The following is a 26,312-nucleotide window of genomic DNA, read 5'->3' as shown; positions in this document are numbered from 1 at the left end:
GGGTAAAGCGCGGGTTATTTGGGCGGGTCGCTCACCCAACGAAATGGCACAGGCACATAGCCGAACGGAATCTCGCCGATGCGTCCGCGATCACAGCGCGCGCGAACTTGCCGCGCCCCGCGCGGTAGGCACGGCCGACGCGGGCCGCGCAGCCGCGTACTTGCGGTCCAGCACCCGCTTGGCGATCACCGCCGCCAGCAGCGGGCCGAACCAGGCGAAGTAATGCAGGGCCACGCCGTCCACCGCCGGCAGCAGGCGCGGCAGGCCGATCGCCAGGAAGGCGACGTGGGTGGCGATGGCGTTGCCCAGCATCGCGCTGTAGTGCTCGCTCAGCCACCAGCGCGGGCGCGCGGCCAGGCGCGCACGATGCAGGCGCTTGTTCAAGGTGTCGTAGCCGACGTACAAGCCGATCGCGGAGAAGCCGATGAACAGCGGCGAGCCGTCGTGCACGCCCAGCGCGAGCACGCCCACGCCGGCCAGCAGCGCGAGCAGGCCGGAGGCGACGTAGACCGGTCCGGTGTAGCGCGCGACATCGTGCTTGTCGCGGATCGCGCGCCAGGCCGCCCACACGCCGTTGGCGGTGATCGCGACCAGGTAGCCCAGGAACACCGCGATGTAGAGCTGGCCCTGCAGATAACGCACCACCGCCATCGGCACCGCAGTGATCAGGATGCCCAGCATCGCCAGCAGATAGGCCTGGCCGAAGCGACGGTGCAGCGCGCTGCCCTTGCGCAGCGCGGCGGCGGCCCAGAACGTGGCCAGAGCGAGCACGCCGATGCTGCCGTGCGTGGCAACCAGGATCGAGTAAGCGGTCATGACGTCGGTTCGTTGGCGGTTGCGCACAGCCTCGCGCCGCGTGCCGCGCCGACGCAGTGCCCGCGGTCACCAACGCGACCTGCCGGAAGTCACCTTTCGCCGAACGGGCATTGCCAGTCGCGGCGCCCGCCCGCAGCATGCGGGCATGAAGTCATCCTTGCTGCGAGCGATCCTCGACAACGCGTTCCTGCGCGTGGTGTTCCAGCCGCTGAACCTGCCGGCGTTCCTGACCTGGCTGGCGGTGGGTCTGTCGCTGCGCTTCGACAACCGCGCCGACGATGTCTGGCAATGGCTGGCGATGGCCGGTTTCGGCCTGGCCTTCCTGATCGGCGACTTCGTGCCGCGCAACCAGCGCGCGCTGACCGCGCTGCTGCTGACCAGCGAAGCGATCTGCGCGCTGGCGCTGACCTGGCTGGCACCGCGCGGCGGCACCACCCCTGCACTGCTGGTGATCCTGTCGGCGCAGCTGGCGATGATCTATCCGGCGCGGACCACCCTGGTGGCGATGCTGCTGATCGACTTGGGCCTGTTCCTGGTGCTGCGCGCATCGGGCCACGACGCGGCCCTGATCGTGGTGCTGATCTTCGCCGGCTTCCAGGCCTTCTCGTCGCTGATCGCGCACTACGCGCGCCGCGCCGAGGAGGCGCGCGACCAGCTGTCGCGCGTCAATGCCGATCTGCTGGCCACGCGCGCGCTGCTGGCCGACAGCGCGCGCGACGCCGAGCGTTTGCGGGTGGCGCGCGAGCTGCACGACGTGGCCGGGCATAAACTCACCGCCATGACCCTGAACCTGCGCGCGCTCGCGGCCGACCCGGAGTACGCCAAGCGCCCCGAAATCGCGATCGCGCAGCGCCTGTCGAGCGAGTTGCTGGGCGATATCCGCAACGTGGTCCAGGCCCTGCGCGATACGCGCGGTCTGGACCTGGGCGTGGCCCTGCGCGCGCTGGCCGCGCCGATGCCGCGCCCGCGCCTGGAACTGAGCATCGCCGACGACGTCCATCTCACCGATCCGGCGATCGCCGAAACCATCCTGCGCCTGGTCCAGGAAGCGCTGACCAACAGCGCCCGCCACGCCGACGCCGAGCGCGTGCGGGTCGCGATCGCCCGCGACGGCGCCCGACTGCGCATCAGCGTGGAGGACGACGGCCAGGTACGCGGTGCGCTGCGCGAGGGCAACGGCCTGGCCGGCATGCGCGAACGCGTGGCCGCGGCCGGCGGCACACTCGCCTTGCAGACCACCGCGCGCGGCGCGCTGCGCATCGAAGCGGAGCTGCCGGCATGAGCGGCCCGAAGATCGCCCTGGCCGACGATCAGGCGCTGGTGCGCGCCGGCCTGCGCGCCTTGCTGGAACTGCAGGGCGTGAGCATCGCCTTCGAGGCCGACGACGGTCAGGTCCTGCTGGACCGCCTGCAGCACACCCCGGTGGACGTGGTCCTCAGCGACATACGCATGCCAGGATTGGATGGCATCGAAGCGCTAGTGCGCCTGCGCGAACGCGGCGACCGCACCCCGGTGCTGCTGCTGACCACCTTCGACGACGGCGACCTGCTGCTGCGCGCGACCGAGGCCGGCGCGCAGGGCTTCCTGCTCAAGGATGCCGCCCCCGAAGACCTGTACGACGCGATCGTGCGCGTGGCCGCCGGCGACACCCTGCTGCAGCCGGTCAGCACCGAGCCGGTGCGCGCGCGCTACCGCTACCACGCCGACGACGCCCCGCGCGCGCTGTTCACCGAGCGCGAGGTCTCGGTGCTGCGGCTGATGGCCGGCGGCTATTCGAACAAGGAGATCGCGCGCGCGATGTTCCTGGCCGAAGGCACGGTCAAGAACTATGTGTCGGTGATCCTGGAGAAGCTGGACACGCGCGATCGCACGCGGGCGGTGTTGAAGGCGATTACGCTGCGGGTGATTTGAGGGGCGGTGCGTGCGCGTGGAGGACGCAGCGGCGTCGCGGCGCCAAGAGCAAATCCCCCTCAACCCCCCTTTTTCAAAGGGAGAAGACAAGCACGGCTACGCGCACGGAGGCCGTGCGCCGAACTCAAATCGTAGGGAGGCTTAAGACCGCGGTCGCGGACCGGGTGGAAGCGCACACCCTCTCCCGCGGACGGAAGAGGGTGCGGCGTGCGGAGGCGGCGCCAGGCCGCGCTCCGCTGGACGGGCGATTAGGCCGCGGCGTCCTTGAGCTTCTTGAGCGGACGCACCTTGACCTTGACCGAAGCCGGCTTGGCAGCGAACCACTGCTCTTCCTTGGTGAAGGGGTTGATGCCCTTGCGCTTCGGCTTGGCCGCCACGTTGACGGCGGTGATCTTCAGAATGCCCGGCAGGGTGAACGCGCCCGCGCCCTTCTTGTTGATCGAAGCGTGCACGGCGCCTTCCAGCGCGCTCAGCACCGCACGCACGTCCTTGGCGACCACGCCGGTGGCTTCGGCCAGATGCGCGACCAGGCCCGACTTGCTCAGGGCTTCCTTGATCGGCTTCGGCGCGGCCGGCTTGGCGGCAGCAGCCTTCGGAGCGGCCTTCTTCTTCGCAACAACTTTCTTCTTCGTCGCCATTTATTTGTCCCGGTGGTACTCGATGAATGGATGGTTTGCCAGGAAACCCCTTCGGCAAGGCGGAATGTAGGGCAACATCGCGGCCACGCCAAGCGCCGAATGGCGGAAAAAGCGCTTTTTTTTCGTCATCGCGCCCGAGCGGTCGCCGATACGGGCGCGAAAGGGCCGGGAATCGCCCCGCAGCCGGCGCGCGCGCCGGCGTGCCGGGCACCGCCGATACGGCCCGAATGCGCCCGTTTCCGACCGCTCGCGCGCGTTCATCGCTAGCCGCGGCGGCGTCAGCGGGCGTCGGCGGGATTGGCGCCGACCGAGCGCAGGTAGGCGTCGAGGCCGCGTTCGCGGCTGTCGCCAAAGGTTTCGCCGGTGGGCGCGTACTCGACGATGCGATCGGGGCGGAAATTGCGGAAGTCGCCGCGCAGGCGGCACCACGCGCCCAGCGTCCAGCTGCCGCCCCAGAACGACAGGCACAGCGGCTCGACCTCGCGCTGGCTGGCGCGCGCCTCGTTGTCGCGGTACAGCAGGCGCAGCACGCGCAGATCGGAGATGGCCCCGTGGAGGGCATCGATCAGGCCGCTGGCCTCGATCCGATTGTCGAGCTGGGGCGCGAAGATGCGGGTGCGCCGGCTGCGGTCCTTGAGCTCGGGCGGCAGCACCGCCTCGATCTTCAGCAAGGCCGCGGTCGCGCTTTCGCCCAGGCGCTCGCCCGCGAACGCGCGCACGAAGCGCGTGCCGACCACCAGGGCTTCGAGCTCGTCGGGACTGAACATCAGCGGCGGGATGTCCGAGCCCTTGCGCAGCACGTAACCGACGCCGGCCTCGCCCTCGATCGGCACGCCCGAACGCTGCAGGTCGGCGACGTCGCGGTAGACCGTGCGCAGCGATACCGCCAGCGTCTTGGCCAATTGCTGGGCGGTGATCGCTTGGCGGCGTCCGCGCAGGGCATGGATCAGCAGGAACAGTCGGTCGGCACGGCGCATGCCGCATGATCCCGCGCCACGCGTTCGGGCTCAACACGCGCGCGGCGGCGGGTCATGAGGGGCAGGGCCTTGGTCGGGCCGGGTGCGCGCATCGCCACGGTCCTAGGACGCGACCGCCAGCTCCGCGTCCGAATCGCGGTCGTGCTTGGGCCCGCCCACCGCGCCGGCCATGGCCATCGCGCGGGCCACCGCGGCCGCCGCGGCCTGTTGCGGGCCATCGGCATCGGCCAGTTCCGAACGCGCCGACGGGCCCAGCCGCAGCAGCACCGGCGCCGCGGCCAGATCGCCCAACATCGCGTCCACCAACACCTCGCGCCAGCGCGGATCCAGATTCAGGCTGCGCGTGGCCTGCGCCCAATGGTCCTCGTCGGCATAGCGTGCGAACCACACGAACACCCGCTCGCCCTCGCGCACCGGCAGGCGCGGGAAGGTGTTCTCGGAGGCATCGGTGACGTAGGTCGCGACCAGTTCGGCGCCGGAGCCGCGCAACAGCGGCGCGAACGCGGACTCGAACAGGTCGTCGAAACCGTCCTCGGCCGGCGCGTTCAAGCTGCAGATGCCGGCCACATAGACCGATGGCGGCAGCGTATCGGCGCCCACCGGCGCGCGCGCCGACGCGGCCGGCTTGAAGCCCGAACCCGCGCGTGCGGGCTTGAGCAGCAGCACGTTGTCGTTGTCCAGCAAGGTCGCGTTGGCGGCATCGCGATGGCGCTGCCAGACCGGGCCGAAATAGAACGAGTTCAATGCGGCGGCGCGCTCGCGCATGCCGGGAAACCCGCGCACCCAGACGTAGCGGTCGGGTTCGTCGAGGTCGCGGAACTGGCCGATCACGTGGATGCCGACGGCTTCCTGGGTCTCGACGAATTCGCGTTCGAACAGCTCGACCAACTCGTCGCGGCGGCCCGGCTGCATCTGGTACTGGCGCAGTTCGATCACCGCGTCGTCGTGGACCAGGCGGCCGTGCTCGTCGATGCGGCGCATCCACATATGCCAGTTGGTTTCCCAGGTCTCGCCGCCGTCGGTGGAAAAGGCCTGGTGCCAGTGCGCCGCGTTGGCGCTGATCTGGTCCCAGGTGAATTTCGCCAGCACCGGCCGGCCTTCGTGCTCGGCCGCGCCGACGAACGTACCCACGCCGTCCTTGAACGCGCCCACCACCGGCGGCTCGAGCACACCGTCGTGGTTGCCGGCCCAGTACAGGCTCCACTGCCGGGTTTCCGGATTGAACAGGCGCAAGGTCATGCCGAGAAACTTCTCGCCGCGACCGGGGCGGCCCCAATCGGTGACGAAGTCGTCGACGTTGCCCAGCCCGCCCAGGATGGGCTCGCAGCCCTGGGTGGCCTCGAACACTTCCCAGTCGGTGGAGCCGACCAGGCGTGCGCGCAGGCGTTCGTTGCGGATGGTCCAGCGGCCGTGGAAGAAGTCGAAATCGTGGCGGCCGTCGTTGGCTGGCGTGCTGTCGTTCATGACTGTCTCGCTGCGCGCGGTGCGCGCCTGGGGTTCACGGAATCGTGCGTAGGGACTGCGTCGTCGCTCAAGCCAGCCGGGTCATGTGCATGACCCAGTTGGTTTCCCAGGTCTTGCCGCCGTCGGGCGACAGCGCCTGTTCCCAGCGCAAGCTGCGTTCGGTGATCTGCGACCAGACCGCGCGCGTGGGCAGCATTCGGCCCTGGTGCGCCTCCTGGCCTTCGAACACGCCCACGCCGTCGCGGAAGCCGCCGATCAGCGGCGGTTCGAGCACGCCGTCGCGGTCGCTGGCCCAGTACACGAACCACTGCCGCGTTTGCGGCCGGTACAGGCGCAGCGCCATGCCGACGATGCCGCCGCCCCAATCGGTGGTGTAGCGGTCCATGCTGCCCAGGCCGCCGAGCACCGGTTTGCATTCGTCGATGGCATCGAACTCGATCCACTCGTCGCTGCCGGCCAGGCGCTCCTTGAGGCGGCGGTTCTTGACCTGCCAGCGGCCGTGATAGAAGTCGAAATCGTGGCGGCCGTCGCGTTCGGGCATGGCGGAGCTTCCTGTCGCTGGAGTGGAGGCGGCGTGCGCGAACACCGTCGCGGGCAGCGTGGCGGCCATCGCCGCCGCCGGGGCGGCCACGCCCCATCGCAGGATTCGTCGTCGTTGCCGGTCCATGCTCGCGCCCCGCCCGTGCCGATCGCACCGGCACAGACTGCGCCCGGGCTACTGCCAGCCTGCTGTCAGTAGCCTGGCTTGCGATTTCGCGCGAGCCGGCTCATCCGGCCGGGTCGGGCGCGCGCGGGAAGAACACCGCGATGCAGAAGCCGCGACCCTCGATGCCGTCGCAGGGCTCGATGCGCGCGTCATGGATCTGGGCGATGCGCGCCACCAGCGACAGGCCGATACCGCTGCCGCCGTCGGCGCGCCCGGGCTCGGACTGGCCGGGTACGCGGAAGAAGCGGTCGAAGATGCGGCCGCGATCGGCCTGCGGCACACCGGGGCCGTTGTCGGACACGCGCAGCTCCACGCCGCGCACGCCGTCGCGCACCGCGTGCAGGCACGACACCGCGACCTGGCCGTCCATGCCGGCGTAACGCACCGCGTTATCGATCAGGTTGCGCAGCAGGATGCCGAGCTGGTCGACGTCGCCCAGGATGGTGCAGGGCTCGGACTGCAGGCTGACGCGCTGGCGGCGGTCGCGCGCCAGGGTCTCGAAATCGCGCACCACCAGCACCACCAGTTCCGACAGCGACACCGGCAGCAGCGGCGGCGGGCCGGCGCCGGCGTCCAGGCGGGCCAGATCCAACAGCTGCTCGGACAAGCGCGCGCTGCGCCGCACGCCCGCGCTCAGGCGCTGCAGGGCGGCGTTCTTCTCCTCGATGGTGTCCGCGCGCAGGGCCAGGTCGGCGTGCGCGGTCAGCACCGCCAGCGGCGTGCGCAGTTCGTGGGCGGCGTCGGCGATGAAGCGGCGCTCGTGCTGGACCGCGTTGTCGACGCGTTCGAGCTGGCCGTTGAAGGCGTCCACCAGCGGGCGGAATTCGCTGGGCAAGCCCGGCGCGTGCAGCGGCGTGAGGTCCAGCGGCTTGCGTTCCAGCAAAGTACGCCGCAGCGCCGTCAGCGGGCGCAGCGAGCGCCCGATCACACCCCACACGGCGATGCCGAACAGCACGAAGATCAGTGCCGCCGCCAGCACGCTCCAGGCGATCCAGCCGCGCATCTCGTTGACGATCTGGTACTTGGAGCGGCCGACCTGGACGGTGATGCCGCGCTGCGGCTCGGTGAGGCTGTACACGCGCCAGCGCTCGCCATCGATCATCCGGGTGGCGAAGCCGTCGCGGAAGTCCGGCTTCAGCGGTTCCAAAGGTGCGGCCGGCGAATAGACCACGTTGCGGCCGTCGACCCAGACCTGGAAGCTCATCTTCCAATCGCGCGCGCCGTTGGGCTTGGGCGGACGCGCGCGCGCCGGCAGGGCCTTCAGGCCATCGGGCATCGAGCCCAGAACCTGCGCGGCGATGTCGCGCAGCGAGGCGTCCCACAGGCCGGTGCGCTCCATGCGCTGCTGCCAGACCTGGCAGCCCATCCAGACCAGCCAGGCCACCATCACCGCCTTCAGCAGCACCCAGGTCAGGCGCCAGCGCAGCGAACGCGTCCTCATGCCGGCGCACCGCCGATGCGGTAGCCGTAGCCGTGCACGGTCGCGATCACCTGCTCGCCGAGCTTGCGCCGCAGTTGGTGCACGTAGACCGCGATGGTGTTGCTCTCGATGGTGCCGGAGCTGCCGTACACGGCTTCCTCCAACTGCTCGCGCGTGACCACGCGGCCCTGACGCTCCATCAGCAGCATCAGGGTACGGAACTCGTGCGCGCTCAAGGGCACCGGCTCGCCGTCGCGGGTGACTTCGCGCCGCGCCGGGTCCAGCACCAGGTTGGCGTAGCTGAGCACCGGCGACACCCGGCCCTGGCTGCGTCGCATCACCGCGCGCAGGCGCGCGTACAACTCGTCGGGCTGGAACGGTTTGACGATGTAGTCGTCGGCGCCCGCGTCCAGGCCGACGATGCGGTCGCTGAGCTTGTCGCGCGCGGTCAGGATCAGCACTGGGGTGGCGTCGTAGCGGCCGCGCAGCACCGACAGCACGCTCAGGCCGGAACTGCCGGGCAGGCCCAGATCCAGCAGCACCGCGGCGTAGGAATGATCGATCAGCGCGGTCTTGGCCAGGGCCGCATCGCCGACCCAATCGACGCTGAAGCCGTTCTGGCGCAACCCGTCGCGCACGGCCTCGCCGAGCATGACGTCGTCTTCGACCAGCAGGATATTCATGACGGCAACCGGTGGCGGTGAATGGGCTACAGCTAACGGACGTATCGTGCGCGACGGCGATTAAGAAGTTCTTAAAGCGCGGCGCCGCGCGTTCAGCCGATCTTTACGCCACTTAAAAACTTCTTAAAAGCGCGCGCGCAGCATCCTCCTCGCCGACCCACCCCACGGGTCGTATCGAACGGAGATCGCCATGCCCGCATCGTCACGTCCCGTTTTGTCCCTGATCGTAACCCCGGCGCTGCTCGCAGGCTGCGCCTCCATCCCGCGCAGCCAGACCCCGCTGGCCGCGATCGCCGGCCTGGACTGCGAGGCCCTGACCCAGGAGCAGGCCCTGAGCGAACGCAGCCGCGACGCCGCCCAGCACGCGCGCAGCAACGCCTGGAAGGCGGTGCTGCCGATCGCGGTCGGCGTGCGCTACGCCTCGGCGCGTTCGGCGCAGTCGGAGGCCGAGCAGCGCCTGCAGGCGATCCGCGCCAGCCGCGACGCCCACCGTTGCGCGGACGCGCCCGCCCAGTCCGTCAACCTGGGGGCCGAGGTATGAGCCTGGTCTCGCCCCTGATGAGCGTGGTGCGCATCGCGCAACGGCCGGCCGCCGTCGCGCCGGCGGGCCCGCACGCACGCGCCGTGCGCCCCGACGACCTGCCCGCGCTATTGCGCCTGTGCACCGAACACGCCGAGCTGACGGTGTTCGAGCGCCTGCCCTACGGCCACGCCCGCGACAGCCTGCTGGAGCTGCGCGAGGCGCTGTTCGAACCGCCGCTGCGGGCTTGGGCCTGGATCGCCTACGTCGACGGCGAAGCGGTCGCCTACGCCAGCGCCACGGTCGGCTTCTCGTTGCTGGAACGCGCCTATCACCTGTGCCTGGAAGGCCTGTACGTGCGTGCGGCCTGGCGCGAACGCGAGATCGAAGCCCTGCTGTTCGAGCAGGCGCTGGACGCCGCCGCGCGCTTCGGCTGCCTCAACCTGCAATGGCAGGCGCCGGCCTGGAGCGAGGCCGCGCGCGCGTTGGACCTGCCGCGCCGCGCCACCCACATGGAAGCGCTGCGTTACGTGCTGCCGGTAAGCCCCGCCGGCGACGCCGGCTAAGCCCATGTCCGCGCCGCGCGCCGCCCTGCCAGTCCCCCTCGCCCCAGCGCGTCCCCCGCGCAGGCGCCGCGCGCGTCGCGCGCTCCTCTTCCTTTTGGTAGTCGCCACTGTCATGACCACGCTCTCCCTCAGCGCTTGCCGCACCACCGCCTACCCGGACTCACCGCAGTTCCGCGACGGTGGCTTCCGCAACCCGATCGCGCCCAAGACCGTGGGCTGGCGCGAAATGCCGGCCATGCTCTGGCGCTTCGCCTTCGACAAGCCCGCCGACACCGTGCCCAAGACCGCGCCGCCGGTGGCCGCGCTCACGCGCGAACAGTTGTTGGCCGCGCCCGACGGCAGCCTGGTGCGCTTCGGCCACTCCACTGTGCTGCTGAAGCTGGACGGCGCGTTCTGGCTGACCGACCCGGTGTTCTCCGAGCGCGCCTCGCCGGTGCAGTGGGCCGGCCCCAAGCGCTTCCATGCGCCGCCGATGACGATCGCGCAACTGCCGCAGATCAAGGGCGTGATCCTGTCGCACGATCACTACGACCACCTCGACAAGGCGGCGGTGCTGGAGCTGGCGGCCAAGACCGAGCACTTCCTGGCGCCGCTGGGCGTGGGCGATCTGCTGATCGAATGGGGCGTGGACGCGGCCAAGGTGCAGCAGCTGGATTGGTGGCAGTCCGCCACCATCGACGGCGTGCGCTTCGTCGCCACGCCCTCGCAGCATTTCTCCGGGCGCGCGATGTTCGCCGACAACCCCACCCTGTGGACCTCGTGGGTGATTCGCAGCTCGCGTCTGAACCTGTACTTCAGCGGCGACACCGGCTATTTCGACGGCTTCAAGGCGATCGGCGAGAAGTACGGCCCCTTCGACCTGACCCTGTTGGAATGCGGCGCCTACAACGCGCAGTGGGCGGGCGTGCACATGCTGCCCGAGCAAACCTTGCAGGCGCATCTGGACCTGCGCGGTCGGCGCCTGCTGCCCATCCACAACGGCACCTTCGATCTGGCCATGCACGCCTGGACCGATCCGATGGAGCGCATCACCGCGCTGGCGCGCGACGCCGGCGTGGAAACCCTGACCCCGGTGATGGGCACGCCGGTGAACCTGCACGCGCCGCCGGCGACCTCGGCGTGGTGGCGTACGGGGCGTTGATCCAAAGCGAAGCCGTAGGATGCGGTAAACCGCAGGCGCACCGCATCACGCGCGCCGGCCCGATCGCGCCACAACCCGATGTCGCGATGATGCGGTTGTCACCGTATCCCACGGTTACATCGACGGTCATAGGATGCGGTAAGCCGCAGGCGCACCGCATCGCGCGCGCCGGCCCGATTGCGCCGCAACCCGATGTCGCGATGATGCGGTTGTCACCGCATCCTACGGTTACGTCGCTGGTCGTAGGATGCGGTAAGCCGAAGGCGCACCGCATCGTGCGCGCAGGCTCGGAATCGCAGCGCAATTTCCTGGCCGGCTGCCGCCTACTCAAACGCGCGCCGGCTTACTCGCCGATCGCGAACAAATCCGACTGGGCGACGTAACCGTCCTCGTCGACGAAACCCGACAAGCCCACGCCGACCAGGCGATACAAGGTGTCGGCCGGATGCTCGACGCGCGCGCGCAAGGCGCAGGCGATGTCGGCCAGCTCCTGTTCGCTGGCCGGCGGCGTCGGTTGGGTGAGGCTGCGGGTGAGGGTGCGGAAGTCGGCGGTCTTGAGCTTCAGCACCACCGTGCGCGCGAGCCGTCCGGGCTCGCGCTGGTAGCCGGCCCAGGTCTTGCTGGCCAGGCGGCGAATATGCGGTTCCAGCGCGTCCAGGCGTAGATCCTCGGCGAAGGTGTCCTCGGCCGAGATCTGCAGGGTCGGCCGCTCCGGCTCCACCGCGCGCTCATCGATACCCAGCGACAGCTCGTGCAGACGCCGACCCCAACGCCCGAAGCGCTGCTCCAGCGCCAGCGCGCCCAGCGCGCGCAGGTCGGCGACCACGCTTACGCCCAGCTCGGCCAGCTTGGCCTCCATCACCTTGCCCACGCCGGGCAGCCGGCCCACCGGCAGCGGCTCCAGAAAGGCCTCGACCTGGTGCGGTCGGATCACGAACAGGCCGTCGGGCTTGCGCCAGTCGGACGCGATCTTGGCCAGGAATTTGTTCGGCGCCACGCCCGCCGACGCGGTCAGCTGGGTCTCTTCGCGGATCGCGGCGCGGATCGCCTCGGCGGTGGCGGTGGCCGAAGGCAGCCCGGTCTTGGTCGCGGTGACGTCCAGATAGGCCTCGTCCAGCGACAGCGGCTCGATCAGGTCGGTGTGGCGGGCGAAGATCTCGCGCACCTGGCGCGAGACCGCCTTGTAGCGCACGAAATCCGGCGGCACGAAGATCGCGTGCGGGCACAGGCGCTCGGCACGCACCGCCGGCATCGCCGAGCGCACGCCGAACTTGCGCGCCTCATAGCTGGCCGCGCACACCACCGAGCGCGCGCCGCGCCAGGCCACCACCACCGGCACCCCACGCAGCGAGGGATCGTCGCGCTGTTCGACCGACGCGTAGAACGCGTCCATGTCGACGTGCAGGACTTTACGGTTGGGGGCGGACACGGTAAGCGGGGACGATGCGAAGGCGGCATGGTAGCGCGCCCGAGCTGACGCGGCCCCTGTCTTGCGTCATCGCATTCCTGCCACGACCGCGCTCTGTGGGAGCGGCATAAGCCGCGATCGTCGATCGACGCAGCCGCGATGCGTTTCGCAACTACCGTCGCGGCCTACGGTTGCAGGAAGCCCCCGTGGCACCTCGCTCCCATCGTCGGCGTCTGCGCCACGCCGAAACGCAGCGCCGAACACGCGCCCCCGAAGGAAGCAGCGCAACGGCGACGACGCCACTCGGCCACGCCACAAGCCCGGCGCGGCGGCGCCCCACGCACCGCCGCGCCGTCCCCCACTGACGCTCAGTTCGGCGTCGGGTAGGCCGTGTACACCACCCAGCGGTTGTTGATCCGCCGCATCACGATCTGCACCGCGTTGACCTGGATGTCGTGGCCGGCCGTGCACATGCCGTTGCCGTCGGCGGCGGTGCACTGGCGCGCGAAGTACTGCCACTGCAGGGTGCGCGCGGCCTCGCTGCCGTTGGCCGCGGGCTCGGGGCAGTACAGCGGATTGGGCTGGCGCGACAGGCGGTCGAACGCCTCGCGCCAGGCCTGCGCATCCCAGAACAAGGTGCGGCCGTACTGGCTGAAACCAGGCGGCGGTCGCACCCCGGGAACGTGCGCGGCCAGGTGACCGCCGCTGTCGGCGTTCATCTCCGGAATCGCGCTCATCTGCACGGTGACCAGGTTGGCGCAGGGCTCCACGGCGTGAGCGGTCAGAACGGTGGCGGACAGCAGCGCGGCCAGGGCCGCGGCTTTGTTGCGCATGCGCATGTCGATACTCCGGTGGCGTTGCGTGGAGGTCAGTAGGTCGGTTCCAGCGCGCCACCGGCGCTGATGCCGGCGCCGTAGGTGCCGTCGGCCAGCGAATAGATCTGCGCGTTGGGCAGCGCGGCGATCAGGGCGTTGTAGGCGGCCAGCACCGAGGCCTGCCACACCGCGGTCTCGCCGATGATGAACAGTTCGTTCGGGTTGTAGTTCTGACCCTGCAGGATGCCGACCACGGTGGGCACGTCGGCGGCCGAGAACTGGTTGTTGGCGCCGTCGTAGATCGACAGATGGATGCCGATCACCTGGGTGCCGGCGGCGTTGCGCGCGGCGATGCCGATGCAGGAGGTGAAGGCGGTGAACTGGATGGTCGGCTGGGTGTCGCCGCCGGCGGTGGGCGCGACGTTGGCGGCGGCCGCCCATTCGCATTCGGCGATGGCCAAGGGCGCGGCGCCGGCGTTGATCGTGTAGGGCATGACGGACTCCAGTACGAGGAAGGGAGTGCACCTTGTAGGCCCCTCGCCGACGCGGCGACATGCGGAAGCCGCGCGCAGCCCGGACGCTTCACAGGCTTTCGGCCACATGCGTTGCCGTTTCACGGCCGCGGCGGCGCCGCGTTGTGATCGGTATGGACATACTCGCGTCGTCGCACCCCAACGAGCCCGCGTCGCGGCCGCCCGCCGCTGCTTCCGCCGCCGTTTCGGCCACCGTGCGCGCGCCGGCGGCGCTGTTCCTGGGCCTGCCCTGCCCCGGCACCCCGGCCTTCGACGCCTTATGCGATTTCTGCGACGAACACCGCGTCGCCGTGCTGGCCTCGCTGCCCTGGGTCGCGGCCGAGATCGCCGGCCACGACGGCTTCGACGCCATGCTGCGCTTCGTGCGCGCGCTGGGCGGCCGTCGCGTCTACGTGCCGCGCGACCGCAGCGGCTTCGCCGACCGTCTCGGCGTCGAGCTCAGCGCCACCACCCACGCGCGCCTGCTCGCGCACACCAGCGAAGCCGGCACCGTCGAAGTGCCTTCGGCCTGGGGCGTGTTCATCGCCCTGCGCCGCATCGCGATCCGCGCCGCGATGGCGGCCGGCGGCGACCTGCGCTCGGTCGCGCAGTCGTTCGGGGTGAGCGAGCGGCATTTGCGGTGTAGGTGATCCGCGCCGCGGGCCACAGCCACCGCATCGGCTCAGGGTCCAGACGTAATTCCGGCTCACGGGTGTCCTGGCCGGGCCCATCGGCGACAATAGCGGCCTCGCCACCGCCTCCCAGCCCCGCCATGACCCAGGCCCCCAGCGCCAGCACCGCCGTCTCCCTTACCCGCTACCTGATCGAGGAGCAGCGCGCCGGCCGGATCAGCCCGGATCTGCGCCTGTTGATCGAGGTGGTGGCGCGTGCCTGCAAGACGATCTCGATCGCGGTCGGCAAGGGCGCGCTGGGCGGCGTGCTGGGCGATGCCGGCACCGGCAACATCCAGGGCGAGGCGCAGAAGAAGCTGGACGTGCTCAGCAACGAGATCCTGCTGGAAGCCAATGCCTGGGGCGGCCACCTGGCCGGCCTGGCCTCGGAGGAGATGGACACCTCGCATCCGATCCCGGACGTCTACCCGCGCGGCAACTACCTGTTGCTGTTCGATCCCCTGGACGGCTCCAGCAACATCGACGTCAACATCTCGGTGGGCACGATCTTCTCGGTGCTGCGCTGCCCGGACGGCGTAACCCAGGCCCAGGACCAGCACTTCCTGCAGCCGGGCACCGAGCAGGTCTGCGCCGGCTACACCACCTACGGCCCCAGCACGATGCTGGTGCTGACCATCGGCAACGGCACCCACGCCTTCACCCTGGACCGCGAGGTCGGCAGCTTCGTGTTGACCACGCGCGACATGAAGATTCCGGAAGAGACCAAGGAATTCGCGGTCAACATGTCCAATCAGCGCTACTGGCAGGCGCCGATGCAGGCCTACGTGGGCGATCTGCTGGCCGGCAAGGAAGGCCCGCGCGGCAAGGACTTCAACATGCGCTGGGTCGCGTCCATGGTCGCCGACGTGCACCGCATCCTGACCCGCGGCGGCATCTTCAGCTATCCGCTGGACGCCAAGTGCGCCGCCCAGGGCGGCAAGCTGCGCCTGATGTACGAGGCCAACCCGATGAGCTTCCTGGTCGAGCAGGCCGGCGGCGCGGCCAGCACCGGCCGCCAGCGCATGCTGGAAGTGCAGCCCACCGGCCTGCACATGCGCGTGCCGGTGTTCCTGGGCAGCAAGCACGAGGTCGAAGCCGCCGTGCGCTACCACGCCGAGCACGACGCCCAGGCCTGACCGGCCGCGCGTCGGCGCGCGCCAGCCGCAGATGAATCGGCAATGGCGCGATTCGTGCATTCCCCTGCGTGGTCCCCTTCACCGCGATGCCCGTCATCGCGGTGACCGCTCTTGGCCACCCACGGCGTTGAATACTCTTGCCCACGGACAGCGGCGCGGAACGCGTTATGGGCGGGGAGAGCACGATGGCCAACGGTGTGCCGCGCGGGCCCCAGGCTCGAGGCGCGGGTAAGCACGATTCGGCAGACACGGAAGCGGCCCCGCGCGAGCCATTGCCTCGAATTCCACAGGCACGCGAACTGATCTACGTCACCCGCGGCAGCGCCGGCCGGGTGCTTTCGCTGGGGCGGCTGCAGCAGTTGGGCTGGAACCTGCGCCGCGCCCCGGATTCACGCAGCGTGCTGCGCATCCTGCAACGCGATGCCCGCCAGCCGCACGCGGCCCTGCTGGACCTGCGCGAGGGCTTCAGCCATCACGACCTGGCCGAGTTCGGCGCCGCCCTGTCGGCCAACAACGTCGGCTGGGTCGCCGGCATCGAGGCCTCGCAGTTGGACCAGGAGCCGGTGCGCCGGCTTATCCGCGACTACTGCTACGACTACGTCACCCTGCCCTGCCCCGAGGCCGTGCTGAACACCATCATCGGTCATGCTCACGGCATGGCCACCCTGGCCTGCGAACACGGCGAGACCACCAGCGAGGCCGGCTTCGACGGCATGATCGGCGAGAGCGCGGCGATGCGCGTGCTCTGCCGCACATTGCGCAAGGCCGCGCTGACCGAGGCGCCGGTGTTCATCGCCGGCGAGACCGGCACCGGCAAGGAACTGGCCGCCAACGCGGTGCACCGGCATTCGCGCCGGCACGCGCATCCGTTCGTGGCGATCAACTGCGGCGCGATCCCGCACAGCCTGGTGCAGTCGGAGTTGTTCGGCTACGAGCGCGGCGCATTCACGGGCGCGCAGCAGCGCAAGCTGGGCCGGATCGAAATGGCCAACGGCGGCACCTTGTTCCTGGACGAGATCGGCGACCTGCCGCTGGAAAGCCAAGCCTCGCTGCTGCGCTTTCTGCAGCAGGGCTGCATCGAACGCCTGGGCGGCCACGAGCAGATCCCGATCGATGTGCGCATCATCTCGGCCACCCACCACGACCTGGAAGCGGCGGTCGTCGACGGCCGCTTCCGCGCCGATCTGTTCCACCGCCTGTGCGTGCTGCGCCTACAGCAGCCGCCGCTGCGCGACCGCGGTGTCGATATCGACCGCCTGGCCGAGCAAGCGCTGCAACGCTATTCGCAGGAAAGCCAGCGCACGCTCAAGGGTTTCTCGCCCTGCGCGCGCCACGCCCTGCACAGCCACCCTTGGCCGGGCAACGTGCGCGAGCTGATCAACCGCGTGCGCCAGGCCGTGGTGATGGCCGAGGGGCGGCTGATCACCGCCGCGGATCTGCATATCGACAGCGCCGGCTTCACGCCGCCGCCGACCTTGGACGAGATCCGCGACGCCGCCACCAAGGACGCGATCGAACGCGCGCTGCAGCGCAACCGCGGCCGCCTGATCGATGCCGCGCGCGAGCTCGCGGTGTCGCGGGTCACGCTGTATCGCTTGATGCAGCGGCACGGCTTGCGCACGGGCGACGATACGGGGGCGCCGGACACGTTTAGTGCGGCTTAGATGCCGCGAGCGGCGACGCGCGGCCGCGATGCGCGCGACGATCGTGTTCGGGTCTTCGACGCCCGCGCCACTCTTCTCCGGCGCGGGCGTCTGCTGCGCCCTCGGGGGAACGTCTTACCAGGCCAGCGCGGATGCCAACATCGCAGTCGCGGTCCGCTGCGGACGGCGCCGGATGAGGCTGCGGGGGGAGGGGGTAGCGGGCATGGCGGACTCCGTCGGGGGACGGTCCCGACGCGCGGACGGCGCAGGGGGGACGATATCTACCCAAGCGAGCTTCGTGCCAATCGCTCAAGCGATTGATTCGACGATATTTTTCCGCGCGGCGGGCGGCGGGTGCCGGCATCGGACCGCATAAATGTTTCGTCGCTGCAACTTGAAATGGCGTTGCGCCGGCGCCGTCTGGGGGTTTTCACCAGGGAACAGCGAGGCCTGGCGTCCTCACGCCGCGCACACCTGCCTGAGCAGGCGAGGTTGCGTTTTTGCAACGCCGATTGAGCGTGCGAGGATGGCCGCTTTCCCGCCGCATTGCGTAGAGACGCCGCATGACCGAGGCCCCGCTGCAGGACGCCATCCACGACTTCATCGAGGTCTACCCGCAGGTGCTGGACCGCGCCGCCTGCGCCGCCCTGCTGCAGCGTTTCAACGCCAGCGGCGCCGTCGCGCCGGGCCGGGTCGGCGGCGGCGTGATGCCCGAGCTCAAGGACAGTCGCGACCTGACCATCTCCGGCCGCGAGGAATGGCGCGACGCCGAAGCCGCATTGAACAACGCCGTGTTCGCCGGCCTGCTGCATTACCTGCGCCGCTACCCCCACACCCTGATCGCGCCGCTGATGCTGGAAGTGCCGGGCGCCGACGGCCAGGGCCGCCACCGTCTCACCAGCGAACGCCTGACCGCGATGGACGACGCCACCTTGGCCCCGGTGGTGCAGGCGGTGCTGCGCCCGGGCGCGATCAACCTGCAGCGCTACACCGCCGATCGCGGCGGCTATCCGTATTGGCATTGCGAGTTGTTCCCGCGCGACGCCAATGCCGAGACCCTGCATCGCCACCTGCTGTGGACGATCTACCTCAACGACGGCTTCGAGCAGGGCGAGACCGAGTTCCTGTACCAGCAACGCAAGATCGCCCCACGCACCGGCGACCTGCTGATCGCGCCGGCCGCCTTTACCCACACCCATCGCGGCAATCGGCCCAAGGGTGGAGACAAGTACATCGCGACGAGCTGGATTCTGTTTCAGCGGGCGGAACGCTTGTATGGAGGTGCCTGAGGTGCGCGGGATTCGGATGCTTTGGCTCTGCCTGCTCCTGGCGCCTGCTTCCGCGTTCGCGTTCGAGGGCGAAGTCGCCGGCAGCGAAATCTCGCTGGGCGGCATTGCGGTGGGCGCGACCACCAGCGAGGTAACGAAGACGCTCGGCAAGCCGTTGCGTCAACAACCGCAGACGGACTTCATCGATCTCGACTACCACTACCCGAACCTGCAGGTGTCCTTTAGCGATGGCGTGGTCGCTGGCTTGTATAGCGACCACCGCAAGGGCTGCACACCGATGCGCCTGTGCCCCGGCGATAGGCTGGACAAGATGCGATCCCTGTACGGGGCGCCCATCGTGGCGAACCGGGAGACGGGACAGTTCTACGAGTACTACGCTACCGATTTCGACTGTTGGCTAGAAATCGCCGCCGAAGGCGAGAAGATAAAATCCATCGCAGTGGCATGCCAGCCGTGACGTTTCCGCCGGCCAGGAGTGCGAAGCATCGTCGCTGCAAGTTTTCGCATAGATCGAGTTCCAGGGCGTACAAACCCCATGTCCGATATCACGTTCAGTAAGGAAGAGAAGGCGATCGTCGTCCGCAAGATCCAGGGCTACTTCTCCGAGGAACTCAATCAGCAGATTGGCCAGTTCGACGCCGAGTTCCTGCTCGACTTCTTTTCCAAGGAGTTGGGCGCGTACTACTACAACCGTGGCCTGTACGACGCGCAGGCGGTGTTGAACGCCAAGCTCGAGGATGTGCAGGACGCGATCTATCAGCTCGAGCAGCGCACGGATTTCAGAAGGTAAGCGTGCACGCGCGGGCCGATGGGCAGGTACGCCGATGCGGCCAGCGCCCTAGCCGCACGCCAGGAGGGTCCGTGGACAAGCAAGTGCGACCAGCGAGGGATTGCATGGGCATCGAATACAAGATCCGGTTCGAGGTACCCCCGCGCTACGACCGCTCCGCGGTGGCAGGCAGATTGCCAGCGGCGGCCGACGCCGCGGGGGCGATCTACGGCTACGAGCTTGAAGCGGATGGCTACTACTTCATAGATCACCTGGTCGATCCCGCGATCGCCGCGGTGGCGTTCCGGCGACTGGTCGATGAGGCGCTGCGGCACGGCGATCTCGTCCAGATCCTGGAACCGTGACAGGAGCGCCGGCGTGGTCTATGTCCTGCTCGTTATCGCCGCCTGGGGATCGCTGTTCTTTCGTCTGCCCGTTTGGCTTTCGATCCTGAGCAGCTGCGCGTTCCTGGGCCTGGGCGCTGTCTTTCTGCTGTTCGGTTTGGCCGGGTCGTATTGGGACAGCCATATGACCTCGGGAGATTCCGCGGCCACATCGACGCTGGTAACCGGGGCCCTGTTGCTGCTGTCGCGCGCGGCCTTGGTGGTCAAGCTGATACTGCATGCCTTGGTGGCGCCGCCGGAGCCGTAGCGCGCGCGTTCTGATGGAAGCGGCCGGGTCGTTCGGTTCGACTGGGCATGGCCGCAGCCAACGACGATGGGGCAACGTCGGGTCTCGCGGGCAGGCCGCAACAGTTCGGCGGTTGGGTCTTGCCAAGCCTTGCGGCCGGGTCTGCGTGGATACCGATCGCGTCTGGCCATCGCGGATCGCGAGCAAGAAGCTCCGGGCGCGCGTAGAGTCGGCTGGCCGCATGGCGCTTGCTGCAGGCGCGGGCCGAGGTTCGCCAGAACCGTACGAATTTATCGGCTCGCGCCCGCTCGCATACGCGTCGCAACCCACCTTCCATCGCCCGGTGAGGCCGCATGAGACATAGCGAACGACATCGAACGCAGCGAACCGGCTGGCTACGCGCCGCCGTGCTCGGCGCCAACGACGGCATCGTGTCCACGGCCAGCCTGGTGCTGGGCGTCGCGGCCGCCGGCGCCGATACCCGCGCCATCTTGGTCGCGGGCGTCGCCGGCCTGGTCGCCGGCGCCATGTCCATGGCCGCCGGCGAGTACGTGTCGGTGAGCTCGCAAGCCGACACCGAGCGCGCGGATCTGGCGCGCGAGCGCAAGGAGCTGGACGACAATCCCGAGCAGGAGCTCGAGGAGCTGGTGTCGATCTACGTCAAACGCGGACTGGACCGCTCTTTGGCCTCCCGCGTCGCCACCCAACTGATGGCCCACGATGCATTGGGCGCGCATGGTCGAGACGAGCTGGGCATATCCGATACCTTGGCGGCCAAACCGGTCCAGGCGGCCTTCGCTTCCGCCGGCACCTTCGCCGCGGGCGCGGCCCTGCCCTTGTTGACCGTGCTGATCCTTCCCACGGCCTGGCTGATGTGGGGCCTTGCCGGCAGCTCGCTGTTCTTCCTCGCCTTTCTTGGCCTGCTCGCCGCGCGTACCGGCGGCGCACCGGTGCTCGCCTCTGTACTGCGCGTTTCCTTCTGGGGCATGCTGGCCATGGGTTTGACCGCTGGCGTGGGTGCGCTGTTCGGCGTCTCGGCATGAGCCCGCGCCGCTACGGCACGCGTCCGGCATAGATCCATCGGCAAGGAGTCGGCTTGAATGCTTCGGCGCGACATGGCTAAGTTGGTACTCGTTGTGGTCTTCTTCGCGGTCTCCTTCTTTCTGTTGGCCGACGTCATCGGTTTCGACTCGCCCTGGCTGGGCCTGTTGCTGATGTTCTATTTCATGGGCTTGGCGAAAGTCGCCGAACCCTTGTTCGCGCTGCGCATGCCCGCGGCCCTGCGCGATGTCGATCCGGCGTCGGCCACGGCGCCGCTGTATCGGCGACTGGGCGTGCACCGCTTCGGCAGCCTGCTGCGAAATACACCGCTTCGGTACTTGAACGCCTCCGTGTACCGGCTGGGCGGTAAGCGCAGCCTGGCGGCGGTGCAGGCGAAAGCCGAGTCCGCAGAGGCCACCCACTTCTGGGCGGCGTTGCTGTTCACTCCGTACATCGTCTACGTCGGGGCGCGCGGCCACCTGGCGGAAGCGGCCTTGTTCGCGGCGGTGCAGATCGCGTTCAATGTCTATCCGATCCTGCATCTGCGTATCGTTCGCGCGCGGCTCAAGAGGGTGGGCGCGTCTGGCGATGTTCGAAAGAACGCCATGGGCGCACGGACTACGACGCGGCCTGAGTCTCCAGCGAAGAATTCGACTTCCGTGGACCCGTCGTCGGACCAACGGCGAGAAAGGCTCAGATCGCTGTTGGAAGAGTTCCTCCGCCAAACATTCCCGTCACTAGGATTGGCCCAGGAGATAGAGGGACTTATCGCAACCGAGTTCTCTGCGGATCATGCGATTCAGGAGCTCGCGAATGAGCTGGCTCAGTACCGACCCGGAGGGGGCGATATGCTGTATTCGGAGCATGAGATGCGCCCCAAGGTCGCTGCCTGGCTCGCACGGTTACCGAACATCGAAATGTAAGGGAGTTAAGTCCGCATCGAGACGCAGAAGAAAGCTCCGTCCTGACTCGTCTCCATTCGGTATCGAACGCGCGATCTCGACCGCCCTGTGCGGGGCGACATATTCAATTCGTTAGGCCGCCATGTCTGGTCCAAATCCCAATTTGCAAGGCAAGTCATTCCTGTGGGCCTTTTTCCTGTTTGTAGCGCTTTTCTTCACCGGCGCCATCCTTGGCGGCTTCCTGGGACTGAGCCGGGAATGGTCCGCGGCGCTTGTCGCTGCAGCTGGCTTCATCCCCATGTTGACTCAGGCCGTTACCGGATACGCGTTGGATCGGTCCTGGCGGGCGAGATTCAATCGCGAGGAGCATCCCGCTAGATTCCGGGTCATGCTTCTGCTTTCCTCGATCATCGCTGCCATGTTCACCTATGCCGCATATAGCGTGTACATCGCCGCACCCAAAGGCGACCTGGCTTCGAGTGTCGCCTGGTAAGGAGACCCTGTTTGTGTCCGAGCTTCGTGAACACATAGCCGCCAGCTTCTCCGCCCAGGGATTGATGGCTACCTTGGGTGCGCGGTTGGTCGTAGTGAACGCGGGCGAGGTGCAGATCGCGCTGCTGCCACGCCCGGAACTGTCCCAGCAACACGGCTATATCCATGCCGGCGCATTGACCAGCGTGCTCGACAGCGCTTGCGGCTACGCGGCGCTGACCGTCGCGCCCGCCGGGCTCGATGTGCTTACCGTCGAGTTCAAGATCAACTTCGTGCGTCCCGCCCTGGCCGACCGGTTCCTGGCGATCGGCAAGGTGACGAAGGCGGGCAAGACCCTGACGGTGTGTCAGGGCGAAGTGGTCGGCGAGCTGGGTTCGCGCAGCGAGACCGTCGCGGTGATGCAGGCCACCATAATCAACGTCGCAGGACACGCCCGATGAGCAGACAGCTGCGTTTCACCCGCATGGCTGCCGCATGCTTGCTGCCTCTGCTGGTGCTTCCGCTCGGCGCCTCGTCGACGCCCGTCGGGCCCATCACCGAGATCGTCGTGGAGGAGAACCGCATCGGTCCGAAGGGCGAAGGTTGCGAGACGTTCGTGATGACCCGGGCGCGCGCTCGTGCCTTCTTCAACAAGGCCGTGGTTATTTCAGGACGCCAGCAGCACGACTTCTTTCTGTACGGCCCCTGCTCCGCGCGCGGCACGTTCAAAACCCGCTACGACACCTGGCAATGGGAGATACGCAGCCTGGGCACCGGTAGCATCGCCGCGACGAATGGCGATGTCTTCCTGCTCGGCGATCCGCGCCAGGAATCCTCGGTCGCCGAGTATTGAAATCCGACCCTGCGCCCCATTCACGCGGAATCCTCCGCGGATCCGCTCAGCCCAACCGTTCAATGTCTGCCATGAGCTTCCAAATCCGCCCAGCCAACGTAGGCGATTCCGACGAGATCAGCGGGTTGATCACGGGCTGGGCCCACCATTACCTGGAAGATCCGCCGCCGCCGGAAGCCGCCGTTTTTCTGGCGACGCTTACGCCGGCCGCCACCGCCGAGCGCATCGCGGCGGCCAGTTACCGCTACTACATCGCGGAAGGCGCCGACGGAATTCTGGGCGTGATCGCCCTGCGCGAGGGTTTCCATCTCTACCATCTGTTCGTTCGTGAGGACGCTCATGGGCGAGGCATCGCCCGCTCGCTTTGGGAGCGCGCCAAGTCCGAATCCGGCAGCGACAAGTTCATGGTCAACTCGTCTCTGCCTGCCATTCCCGTCTATCAGCGTTTTGGTTTCGTCGCCAAGGACGGTCCGCAATCGAAGAATGGCTTGGTGTACGTGCCTATGGAGTACGTACATGGCGGCTGAGCGCTCAATCCACGTGGCGCGGAATCGCGTAGCCATTTTGTTGGAGGGCCAGATCGCATGCGCCTAAGCTTACTTCTTGTTGTCCTGCTTATTGCTCCTGGCTGCACAACGGCCGCTCGTTACAGGGCCGTCGCACATCAGCTATTGGTGAATCCTCGTGATGAGATCGCAGTCATGTGCTGGGGCAAGGCCGAATCATTTCCTACTCAAGACGAATGCAGGAACGGGGCGATCGCGGCACGCAACGATATCAAGGCCTGCGTAGCGCAACTGGCCGGTACCGCCCCAAGTCGTCCTGCCGTTCCTGTGGCCAGAGCAGCTCTGCTCAAATGCATGGCGGACCGAGGGTGGTTCGTTAGGTTCCGCGATGTGCAACTAAGCCTTGCCCCCGTATCGGCAGACAACGGCGCTGGTCTGTCTCACGCTTTAGGAGCGAGTCCAGGCCGAATCCGGCAGCGAGACTTTCGTGGTTAAAACTCGTCGCGCCCCGTCGAAGGCTGACGTCTTGCCAGACCGCAGCGGTCTCGTTCGCAGAACTGCTTCATTTAAGCCTTGGGTACAACCGGATGGAATCTCGTAATTTGAACGCAATGGTTCTCGACTCGCTTGAACCTGAGATCTGCTTCTTGATCCGCGATGACTTCTACTACGGCCCCGATCGACACGCGGACCTTTCCGAACGAAAGCTCGTGGAGAAGCTGATACCGCCGATGCTACGTCAGGAGTTTGCCTCGATTGTTCGTACGACCGAGGCGCGGGGCCACGAGAAGGAGCTGGCCGACTACTACTGGCAAATCGTCTCTGCCGCCCGACGTCATGCGAAGGACTTCAATCATGTTCGGCACTATTTCTGGATGCGGCTTTGGTTGTCGAACGCCGCGGAGAAGCTGAGCATTTCTTTCCCGTGGTACGACTCCCTGTCGGAGATGCGCCGCTTTTCCGACGCCATCGCGACGGATGCCGTGGGAGATCTGTACTGGGACGAGGATCAGGGCTGGAGGCTGGACGTCAAAGGCACCGACGATCGGCTGTTGATACACCAGCGCGACCCCGACAGCGATGACACGGGTCTCCTGGTGTCCGTCCCACGCGGCATGTTCCTACGGAAGATGACCGAGGCCATGCAGGACGCCACGGCCATCGTGGCGCGCTTGACGCAGGAGATGGGAGCCGATGTTTGGACCGCTTATGTTCGCGATGCGCCGGTCTGGAACCGGCCGTGATGCGGGTGCCAGGTCAAGGCGTACGCGGATGATTCAACACCAGCCAGTACAAGCCCACCTGCTTCACCGCCCACACGAACTGCTCGAAATCCACCGGCTTCTGGATGTAACTGTTCACGCCCAGGGCGTAGCTGGCTTCGACGTCGAAGGGTTCGGTGCTGGTGGTCAGCACCACCACCGGCAGGGTGCGGGTGGCTTCGTTGGCGCGGATCGCCTGCAGCACTTCGCGACCGTCGACCTTGGGCAGGTTGAGGTCCAGCAGCACGATCGAGGGCAGGTCGGCCGGGTCGCGGTCGGCGTAGCGGCCGCGCGCGAACAGGTAGTCCAGGGCCTCGGCGCCGTCGCCGACCACCACCAGTTTGTTGGCGACCTTGGCCTCCTCGAACGCGAGCCGGGTCAGCTCGACGTCGTCGGGGTTGTCTTCGACCAACAGGATGACCTTATGCATGCGCGGCTACCTCGCCCGCGGCGGCGGGCAATTCGACGGTGAAAGTGCTGCCCACATCGGGCTCGGATTGGGCGCGCAGCTGGCCGCGGTGACGGTCGGCGATGCGCTTGGCGATCGCCAGTCCGAGACCGTGGCCGCCGCCCTGATCCGGGCCGTGCAGGCGCTGGAAGGGTTCGAACAGTTTGTGGGCGTAACGCATGTCGAAACCGGCGCCGTAGTCGCGGATCGCGATGCGTAGGCGGCCGTTATCGCGCTCGCCGGATATTTCGATGCGGATCGGATCGCGCTCGCGCGAGAACTTCCAGGCGTTGCCCATCAGCTGGGTCAGCATCAGTTTGAGCAGGCGCTCGTCGCCTTCGACGAACAGGCCGGGTTGTACCCGGATGTCGGCGCGGCGGTGCGGATCGGCGTCCAGCAGCTCGGCGCCGACCCAGTCGGCGAGCAGGCTCAGGTCCACGCGCGCCTGCCGCATCGAGGTGCGGGTGACGTGCGAGAGGTCGTTGAGCGCGGCCAGCAGCGCGGTCATGCGTGCGGAGGCGGCGCGGATGCGGTCCAGGTAATCGCGGTCGGTCTCGTCCAGGCGCTCGGCGGCGCGATCGGCGAGCAGGCCGGAAAAGCTTTCGATCGAACGCAGCGGCGCGCGCAGGTCGTGGGCGACCGCGTCGGCGAACAGCTGCAGATGGCGGTGGGACGCATCCAATGCGTTGGCGAATTCGTCGGCATCGGTGCGGGCCTGGGCTTCGGCCGCGAGCTGGTCGCCGATGTCGCGGATTTGCACTAGCAAACAACGCGGTGCGCCGTCGGCGCCGCGCACCAGGGCCACGTTGGCGTGCGTCCAGACCGCCGTGCCGTCGCGGCGCAGATAACGCTTGCGCACATCCAGTGCCGGAATGCCGCCGTCGTTGAGCCCCTCAAGGAAGCCGCGCGACAGGGCGACATCGTCGGGGTGGGTGAACTCGGCGGCGCTGCGGCCGACCATATCGGCGGCGGCGTAACCCAGCAGGCGCTCGAACACCGGATTGACCTCGACCCAGCGCCCGTGCAGATCGACGATGGCCATGCCGATGCCGGAGGCCTGCATCGCCATGCGGAAACGGTCCTCGCCCGTTTCGTGAGCGGCGGCTTCGGTCAT

The 26,312-nt window shown here is 68.1% G+C and carries 34 protein-coding genes; 21 read left to right on the top strand and 13 right to left on the bottom strand.

Translation table 11 applies throughout. The annotated features are described in order from the left end of the window. Positions 1 to 90 precede the first annotated feature (90 nt). Complete coding sequence (locus ASE43_RS19560) at positions 91 to 816, bottom strand: hypothetical protein (RefSeq protein WP_057161635.1); 726 nt, start codon at positions 814 to 816, stop codon at positions 91 to 93. A 145-nt stretch (positions 817 to 961) separates the two neighbouring features. On the opposite strand from ASE43_RS19560, the gene ASE43_RS19555 reads away from it, so the two are divergent. Together ASE43_RS19555 and ASE43_RS19550 are read left to right on the top strand one after the other, a co-directional pair. Then, positions 962 to 2,098 (top strand): histidine kinase, encoded by a 1,137-nt coding sequence (locus tag ASE43_RS19555; RefSeq protein ID WP_057161634.1) that lies wholly within the window; start codon positions 962 to 964, stop codon positions 2,096 to 2,098. Beyond that, the gene (locus ASE43_RS19550) at positions 2,095 to 2,727 is read left to right on the top strand and encodes a response regulator transcription factor (protein ID WP_057161633.1); all 633 of its coding nucleotides are present in this window, start codon (positions 2,095 to 2,097) and stop codon (positions 2,725 to 2,727) included. Before ASE43_RS19555 ends, ASE43_RS19550 begins: the two co-directional genes overlap by 4 nt. A gap of 248 nt (positions 2,728 to 2,975) precedes the next feature. Here ASE43_RS19550 and ASE43_RS19545 read toward each other — a convergent pair whose 3' ends face one another. From ASE43_RS19545 to ASE43_RS19520, 7 genes are all read right to left on the bottom strand, one after another. Further along, positions 2,976 to 3,365, bottom strand: coding sequence for an HU family DNA-binding protein (locus ASE43_RS19545; protein WP_056177357.1), 390 nt, complete (start codon positions 3,363 to 3,365; stop codon positions 2,976 to 2,978). Beyond that, positions 3,366 to 3,626 carry a hypothetical protein gene (locus tag ASE43_RS22195; protein ID WP_157489520.1) on the bottom strand — a complete coding sequence of 87 codons (261 nt, stop codon included), beginning with the start codon at positions 3,624 to 3,626 and terminating at the stop codon, positions 3,366 to 3,368. A gap of 17 nt (positions 3,627 to 3,643) precedes the next feature. After that, positions 3,644 to 4,342 carry a YafY family protein gene (locus tag ASE43_RS19540; protein ID WP_056177359.1) on the bottom strand — a complete coding sequence of 233 codons (699 nt, stop codon included), beginning with the start codon at positions 4,340 to 4,342 and terminating at the stop codon, positions 3,644 to 3,646. 102 nt (positions 4,343 to 4,444) lie between these two features. After that, positions 4,445 to 5,806: an NIPSNAP family protein gene (locus ASE43_RS22395; protein ID WP_057161632.1), complete on the bottom strand. Its 1,362-nt coding sequence runs from the start codon at positions 5,804 to 5,806 to the stop codon at positions 4,445 to 4,447. Between the two features lie 67 nt (positions 5,807 to 5,873). Beyond that, positions 5,874 to 6,347 carry a hypothetical protein gene (locus tag ASE43_RS19530; protein ID WP_057161673.1) on the bottom strand — a complete coding sequence of 158 codons (474 nt, stop codon included), beginning with the start codon at positions 6,345 to 6,347 and terminating at the stop codon, positions 5,874 to 5,876. A 226-nt stretch (positions 6,348 to 6,573) separates the two neighbouring features. Beyond that, positions 6,574 to 7,953, bottom strand: a complete 1,380-nt coding sequence (locus ASE43_RS19525; RefSeq protein ID WP_057161631.1) for an ATP-binding protein — start codon at positions 7,951 to 7,953, stop codon at positions 6,574 to 6,576. Further along, positions 7,950 to 8,615 carry a response regulator transcription factor gene (locus ASE43_RS19520; RefSeq protein ID WP_057161630.1) on the bottom strand — a complete coding sequence of 222 codons (666 nt, stop codon included), beginning with the start codon at positions 8,613 to 8,615 and terminating at the stop codon, positions 7,950 to 7,952. The genes ASE43_RS19525 and ASE43_RS19520 overlap by 4 nt, the downstream gene beginning before the upstream one ends. A gap of 190 nt (positions 8,616 to 8,805) precedes the next feature. On the opposite strand from ASE43_RS19520, the gene ASE43_RS19515 reads away from it, so the two are divergent. The 4 genes from ASE43_RS19515 (at position 8,806) to ASE43_RS22005 (ending at position 11,225) form a co-directional block, all read left to right on the top strand. Continuing rightward, complete coding sequence (locus tag ASE43_RS19515; RefSeq protein WP_157500123.1) at positions 8,806 to 9,156, top strand: hypothetical protein; 351 nt, start codon at positions 8,806 to 8,808, stop codon at positions 9,154 to 9,156. Beyond that, positions 9,153 to 9,701 (top strand): GNAT family N-acetyltransferase, encoded by a 549-nt coding sequence (locus ASE43_RS19510; RefSeq protein WP_057161628.1) that lies wholly within the window; start codon positions 9,153 to 9,155, stop codon positions 9,699 to 9,701. The genes ASE43_RS19515 and ASE43_RS19510 overlap by 4 nt, the downstream gene beginning before the upstream one ends. Positions 9,702 to 9,813: 112 nt before the next feature. Further along, on the top strand, positions 9,814 to 10,842 hold the full coding sequence (locus ASE43_RS19505; protein WP_057161627.1) for an MBL fold metallo-hydrolase: 1,029 nt from the start codon (positions 9,814 to 9,816) through the stop codon (positions 10,840 to 10,842). After that, a complete protein-coding gene (locus ASE43_RS22005; protein ID WP_157500121.1) occupies positions 10,839 to 11,225 on the top strand; it encodes a hypothetical protein in 387 nt (128 codons plus the stop codon). The genes ASE43_RS19505 and ASE43_RS22005 overlap by 4 nt, the downstream gene beginning before the upstream one ends. Here ASE43_RS22005 and dinB read toward each other — a convergent pair. From dinB to ASE43_RS19490, 3 genes are all read right to left on the bottom strand, one after another. After that, positions 11,186 to 12,271 (bottom strand): DNA polymerase IV, encoded by a 1,086-nt coding sequence (gene dinB / locus ASE43_RS19500; RefSeq protein ID WP_082607394.1) that lies wholly within the window; start codon positions 12,269 to 12,271, stop codon positions 11,186 to 11,188. The two genes, ASE43_RS22005 and dinB, sit on opposite strands and share 40 nt — an antisense overlap. A 347-nt stretch (positions 12,272 to 12,618) precedes the next feature. Next, on the bottom strand, positions 12,619 to 13,089 hold the full coding sequence (locus ASE43_RS19495; protein WP_056177373.1) for a hypothetical protein: 471 nt from the start codon (positions 13,087 to 13,089) through the stop codon (positions 12,619 to 12,621). Positions 13,090 to 13,118: 29 nt separating this feature from the next. After that, positions 13,119 to 13,559 (bottom strand): hypothetical protein, encoded by a 441-nt coding sequence (locus tag ASE43_RS19490; RefSeq protein WP_056177375.1) that lies wholly within the window; start codon positions 13,557 to 13,559, stop codon positions 13,119 to 13,121. A 152-nt stretch (positions 13,560 to 13,711) separates the two neighbouring features. Between ASE43_RS19490 and ASE43_RS19485 the strand changes: the two genes are divergently transcribed. The 15 genes from ASE43_RS19485 (at position 13,712) to ASE43_RS19415 (ending at position 24,732) form a co-directional block, all read left to right on the top strand. After that, positions 13,712 to 14,227 (top strand): hypothetical protein, encoded by a 516-nt coding sequence (locus tag ASE43_RS19485; RefSeq protein WP_056177377.1) that lies wholly within the window; start codon positions 13,712 to 13,714, stop codon positions 14,225 to 14,227. A 122-nt stretch (positions 14,228 to 14,349) separates the two neighbouring features. Further along, entirely contained in the window at positions 14,350 to 15,384 is a 1,035-nt protein-coding gene (locus tag ASE43_RS19480; RefSeq protein WP_056177380.1) for a class 1 fructose-bisphosphatase, read from the top strand. A 272-nt stretch (positions 15,385 to 15,656) separates the two neighbouring features. Beyond that, complete coding sequence (locus ASE43_RS19475; RefSeq protein ID WP_200956289.1) at positions 15,657 to 17,048, top strand: sigma-54 dependent transcriptional regulator; 1,392 nt, start codon at positions 15,657 to 15,659, stop codon at positions 17,046 to 17,048. A gap of 542 nt (positions 17,049 to 17,590) precedes the next feature. Next, on the top strand, positions 17,591 to 18,316 hold the full coding sequence (locus ASE43_RS19470) for a 2OG-Fe(II) oxygenase (protein ID WP_082607392.1): 726 nt from the start codon (positions 17,591 to 17,593) through the stop codon (positions 18,314 to 18,316). Next, on the top strand, positions 18,303 to 18,773 hold the full coding sequence (locus ASE43_RS19465; protein WP_057161625.1) for a hypothetical protein: 471 nt from the start codon (positions 18,303 to 18,305) through the stop codon (positions 18,771 to 18,773). The genes ASE43_RS19470 and ASE43_RS19465 overlap by 14 nt, the downstream gene beginning before the upstream one ends. A gap of 78 nt (positions 18,774 to 18,851) precedes the next feature. Next, entirely contained in the window at positions 18,852 to 19,106 is a 255-nt protein-coding gene (locus tag ASE43_RS19460; RefSeq protein ID WP_056177384.1) for a DUF2164 domain-containing protein, read from the top strand. Between the two features lie 104 nt (positions 19,107 to 19,210). After that, on the top strand, positions 19,211 to 19,450 hold the full coding sequence (locus ASE43_RS19455; RefSeq protein ID WP_057161624.1) for a hypothetical protein: 240 nt from the start codon (positions 19,211 to 19,213) through the stop codon (positions 19,448 to 19,450). 13 nt (positions 19,451 to 19,463) lie between these two features. After that, on the top strand, positions 19,464 to 19,736 hold the full coding sequence (locus ASE43_RS19450) for a hypothetical protein (RefSeq protein WP_057161623.1): 273 nt from the start codon (positions 19,464 to 19,466) through the stop codon (positions 19,734 to 19,736). Positions 19,737 to 20,068: 332 nt separating this feature from the next. Further along, positions 20,069 to 20,758 carry a VIT family protein gene (locus ASE43_RS19445; RefSeq protein ID WP_057161622.1) on the top strand — a complete coding sequence of 230 codons (690 nt, stop codon included), beginning with the start codon at positions 20,069 to 20,071 and terminating at the stop codon, positions 20,756 to 20,758. A 57-nt stretch (positions 20,759 to 20,815) separates the two neighbouring features. Then, positions 20,816 to 21,679, top strand: coding sequence for a hypothetical protein (locus ASE43_RS19440; protein WP_057161621.1), 864 nt, complete (start codon positions 20,816 to 20,818; stop codon positions 21,677 to 21,679). Between the two features lie 121 nt (positions 21,680 to 21,800). Next, a complete protein-coding gene (locus tag ASE43_RS19435) occupies positions 21,801 to 22,151 on the top strand; it encodes a hypothetical protein (RefSeq protein WP_157500119.1) in 351 nt (116 codons plus the stop codon). Positions 22,152 to 22,164: 13 nt separating this feature from the next. Further along, positions 22,165 to 22,590, top strand: a complete 426-nt coding sequence (locus tag ASE43_RS19430; protein WP_057161619.1) for a PaaI family thioesterase — start codon at positions 22,165 to 22,167, stop codon at positions 22,588 to 22,590. Further along, a complete protein-coding gene (locus ASE43_RS19425; RefSeq protein ID WP_057161618.1) occupies positions 22,587 to 22,982 on the top strand; it encodes a hypothetical protein in 396 nt (131 codons plus the stop codon). Before ASE43_RS19430 ends, ASE43_RS19425 begins: the two co-directional genes overlap by 4 nt. A 71-nt stretch (positions 22,983 to 23,053) precedes the next feature. Next, on the top strand, positions 23,054 to 23,509 hold the full coding sequence (locus ASE43_RS19420) for a GNAT family N-acetyltransferase (protein WP_057161617.1): 456 nt from the start codon (positions 23,054 to 23,056) through the stop codon (positions 23,507 to 23,509). A gap of 566 nt (positions 23,510 to 24,075) precedes the next feature. Then, a complete protein-coding gene (locus ASE43_RS19415) occupies positions 24,076 to 24,732 on the top strand; it encodes a hypothetical protein (protein WP_157500117.1) in 657 nt (218 codons plus the stop codon). 13 nt (positions 24,733 to 24,745) lie between these two features. Here ASE43_RS19415 and ASE43_RS19410 read toward each other — a convergent pair whose 3' ends face one another. After that, positions 24,746 to 25,180, bottom strand: coding sequence for a response regulator (locus ASE43_RS19410; RefSeq protein ID WP_056177404.1), 435 nt, complete (start codon positions 25,178 to 25,180; stop codon positions 24,746 to 24,748). Further along, positions 25,173 to 26,312 (bottom strand): ATP-binding protein, encoded by a 1,140-nt coding sequence (locus tag ASE43_RS19405; RefSeq protein WP_056177406.1) that lies wholly within the window; start codon positions 26,310 to 26,312, stop codon positions 25,173 to 25,175. Before ASE43_RS19405 ends, ASE43_RS19410 begins: the two co-directional genes overlap by 8 nt.

Origin of the sequence: Lysobacter sp. Root983 (assembly GCF_001429345.1) — a bacterium.
Classification (GTDB): Bacteria; Pseudomonadota; Gammaproteobacteria; order Xanthomonadales; family Xanthomonadaceae; genus Lysobacter.
Note: the sequence above shows the minus strand (reverse complement) of the source record. Positions and strands in the feature narration are given on the sequence as shown.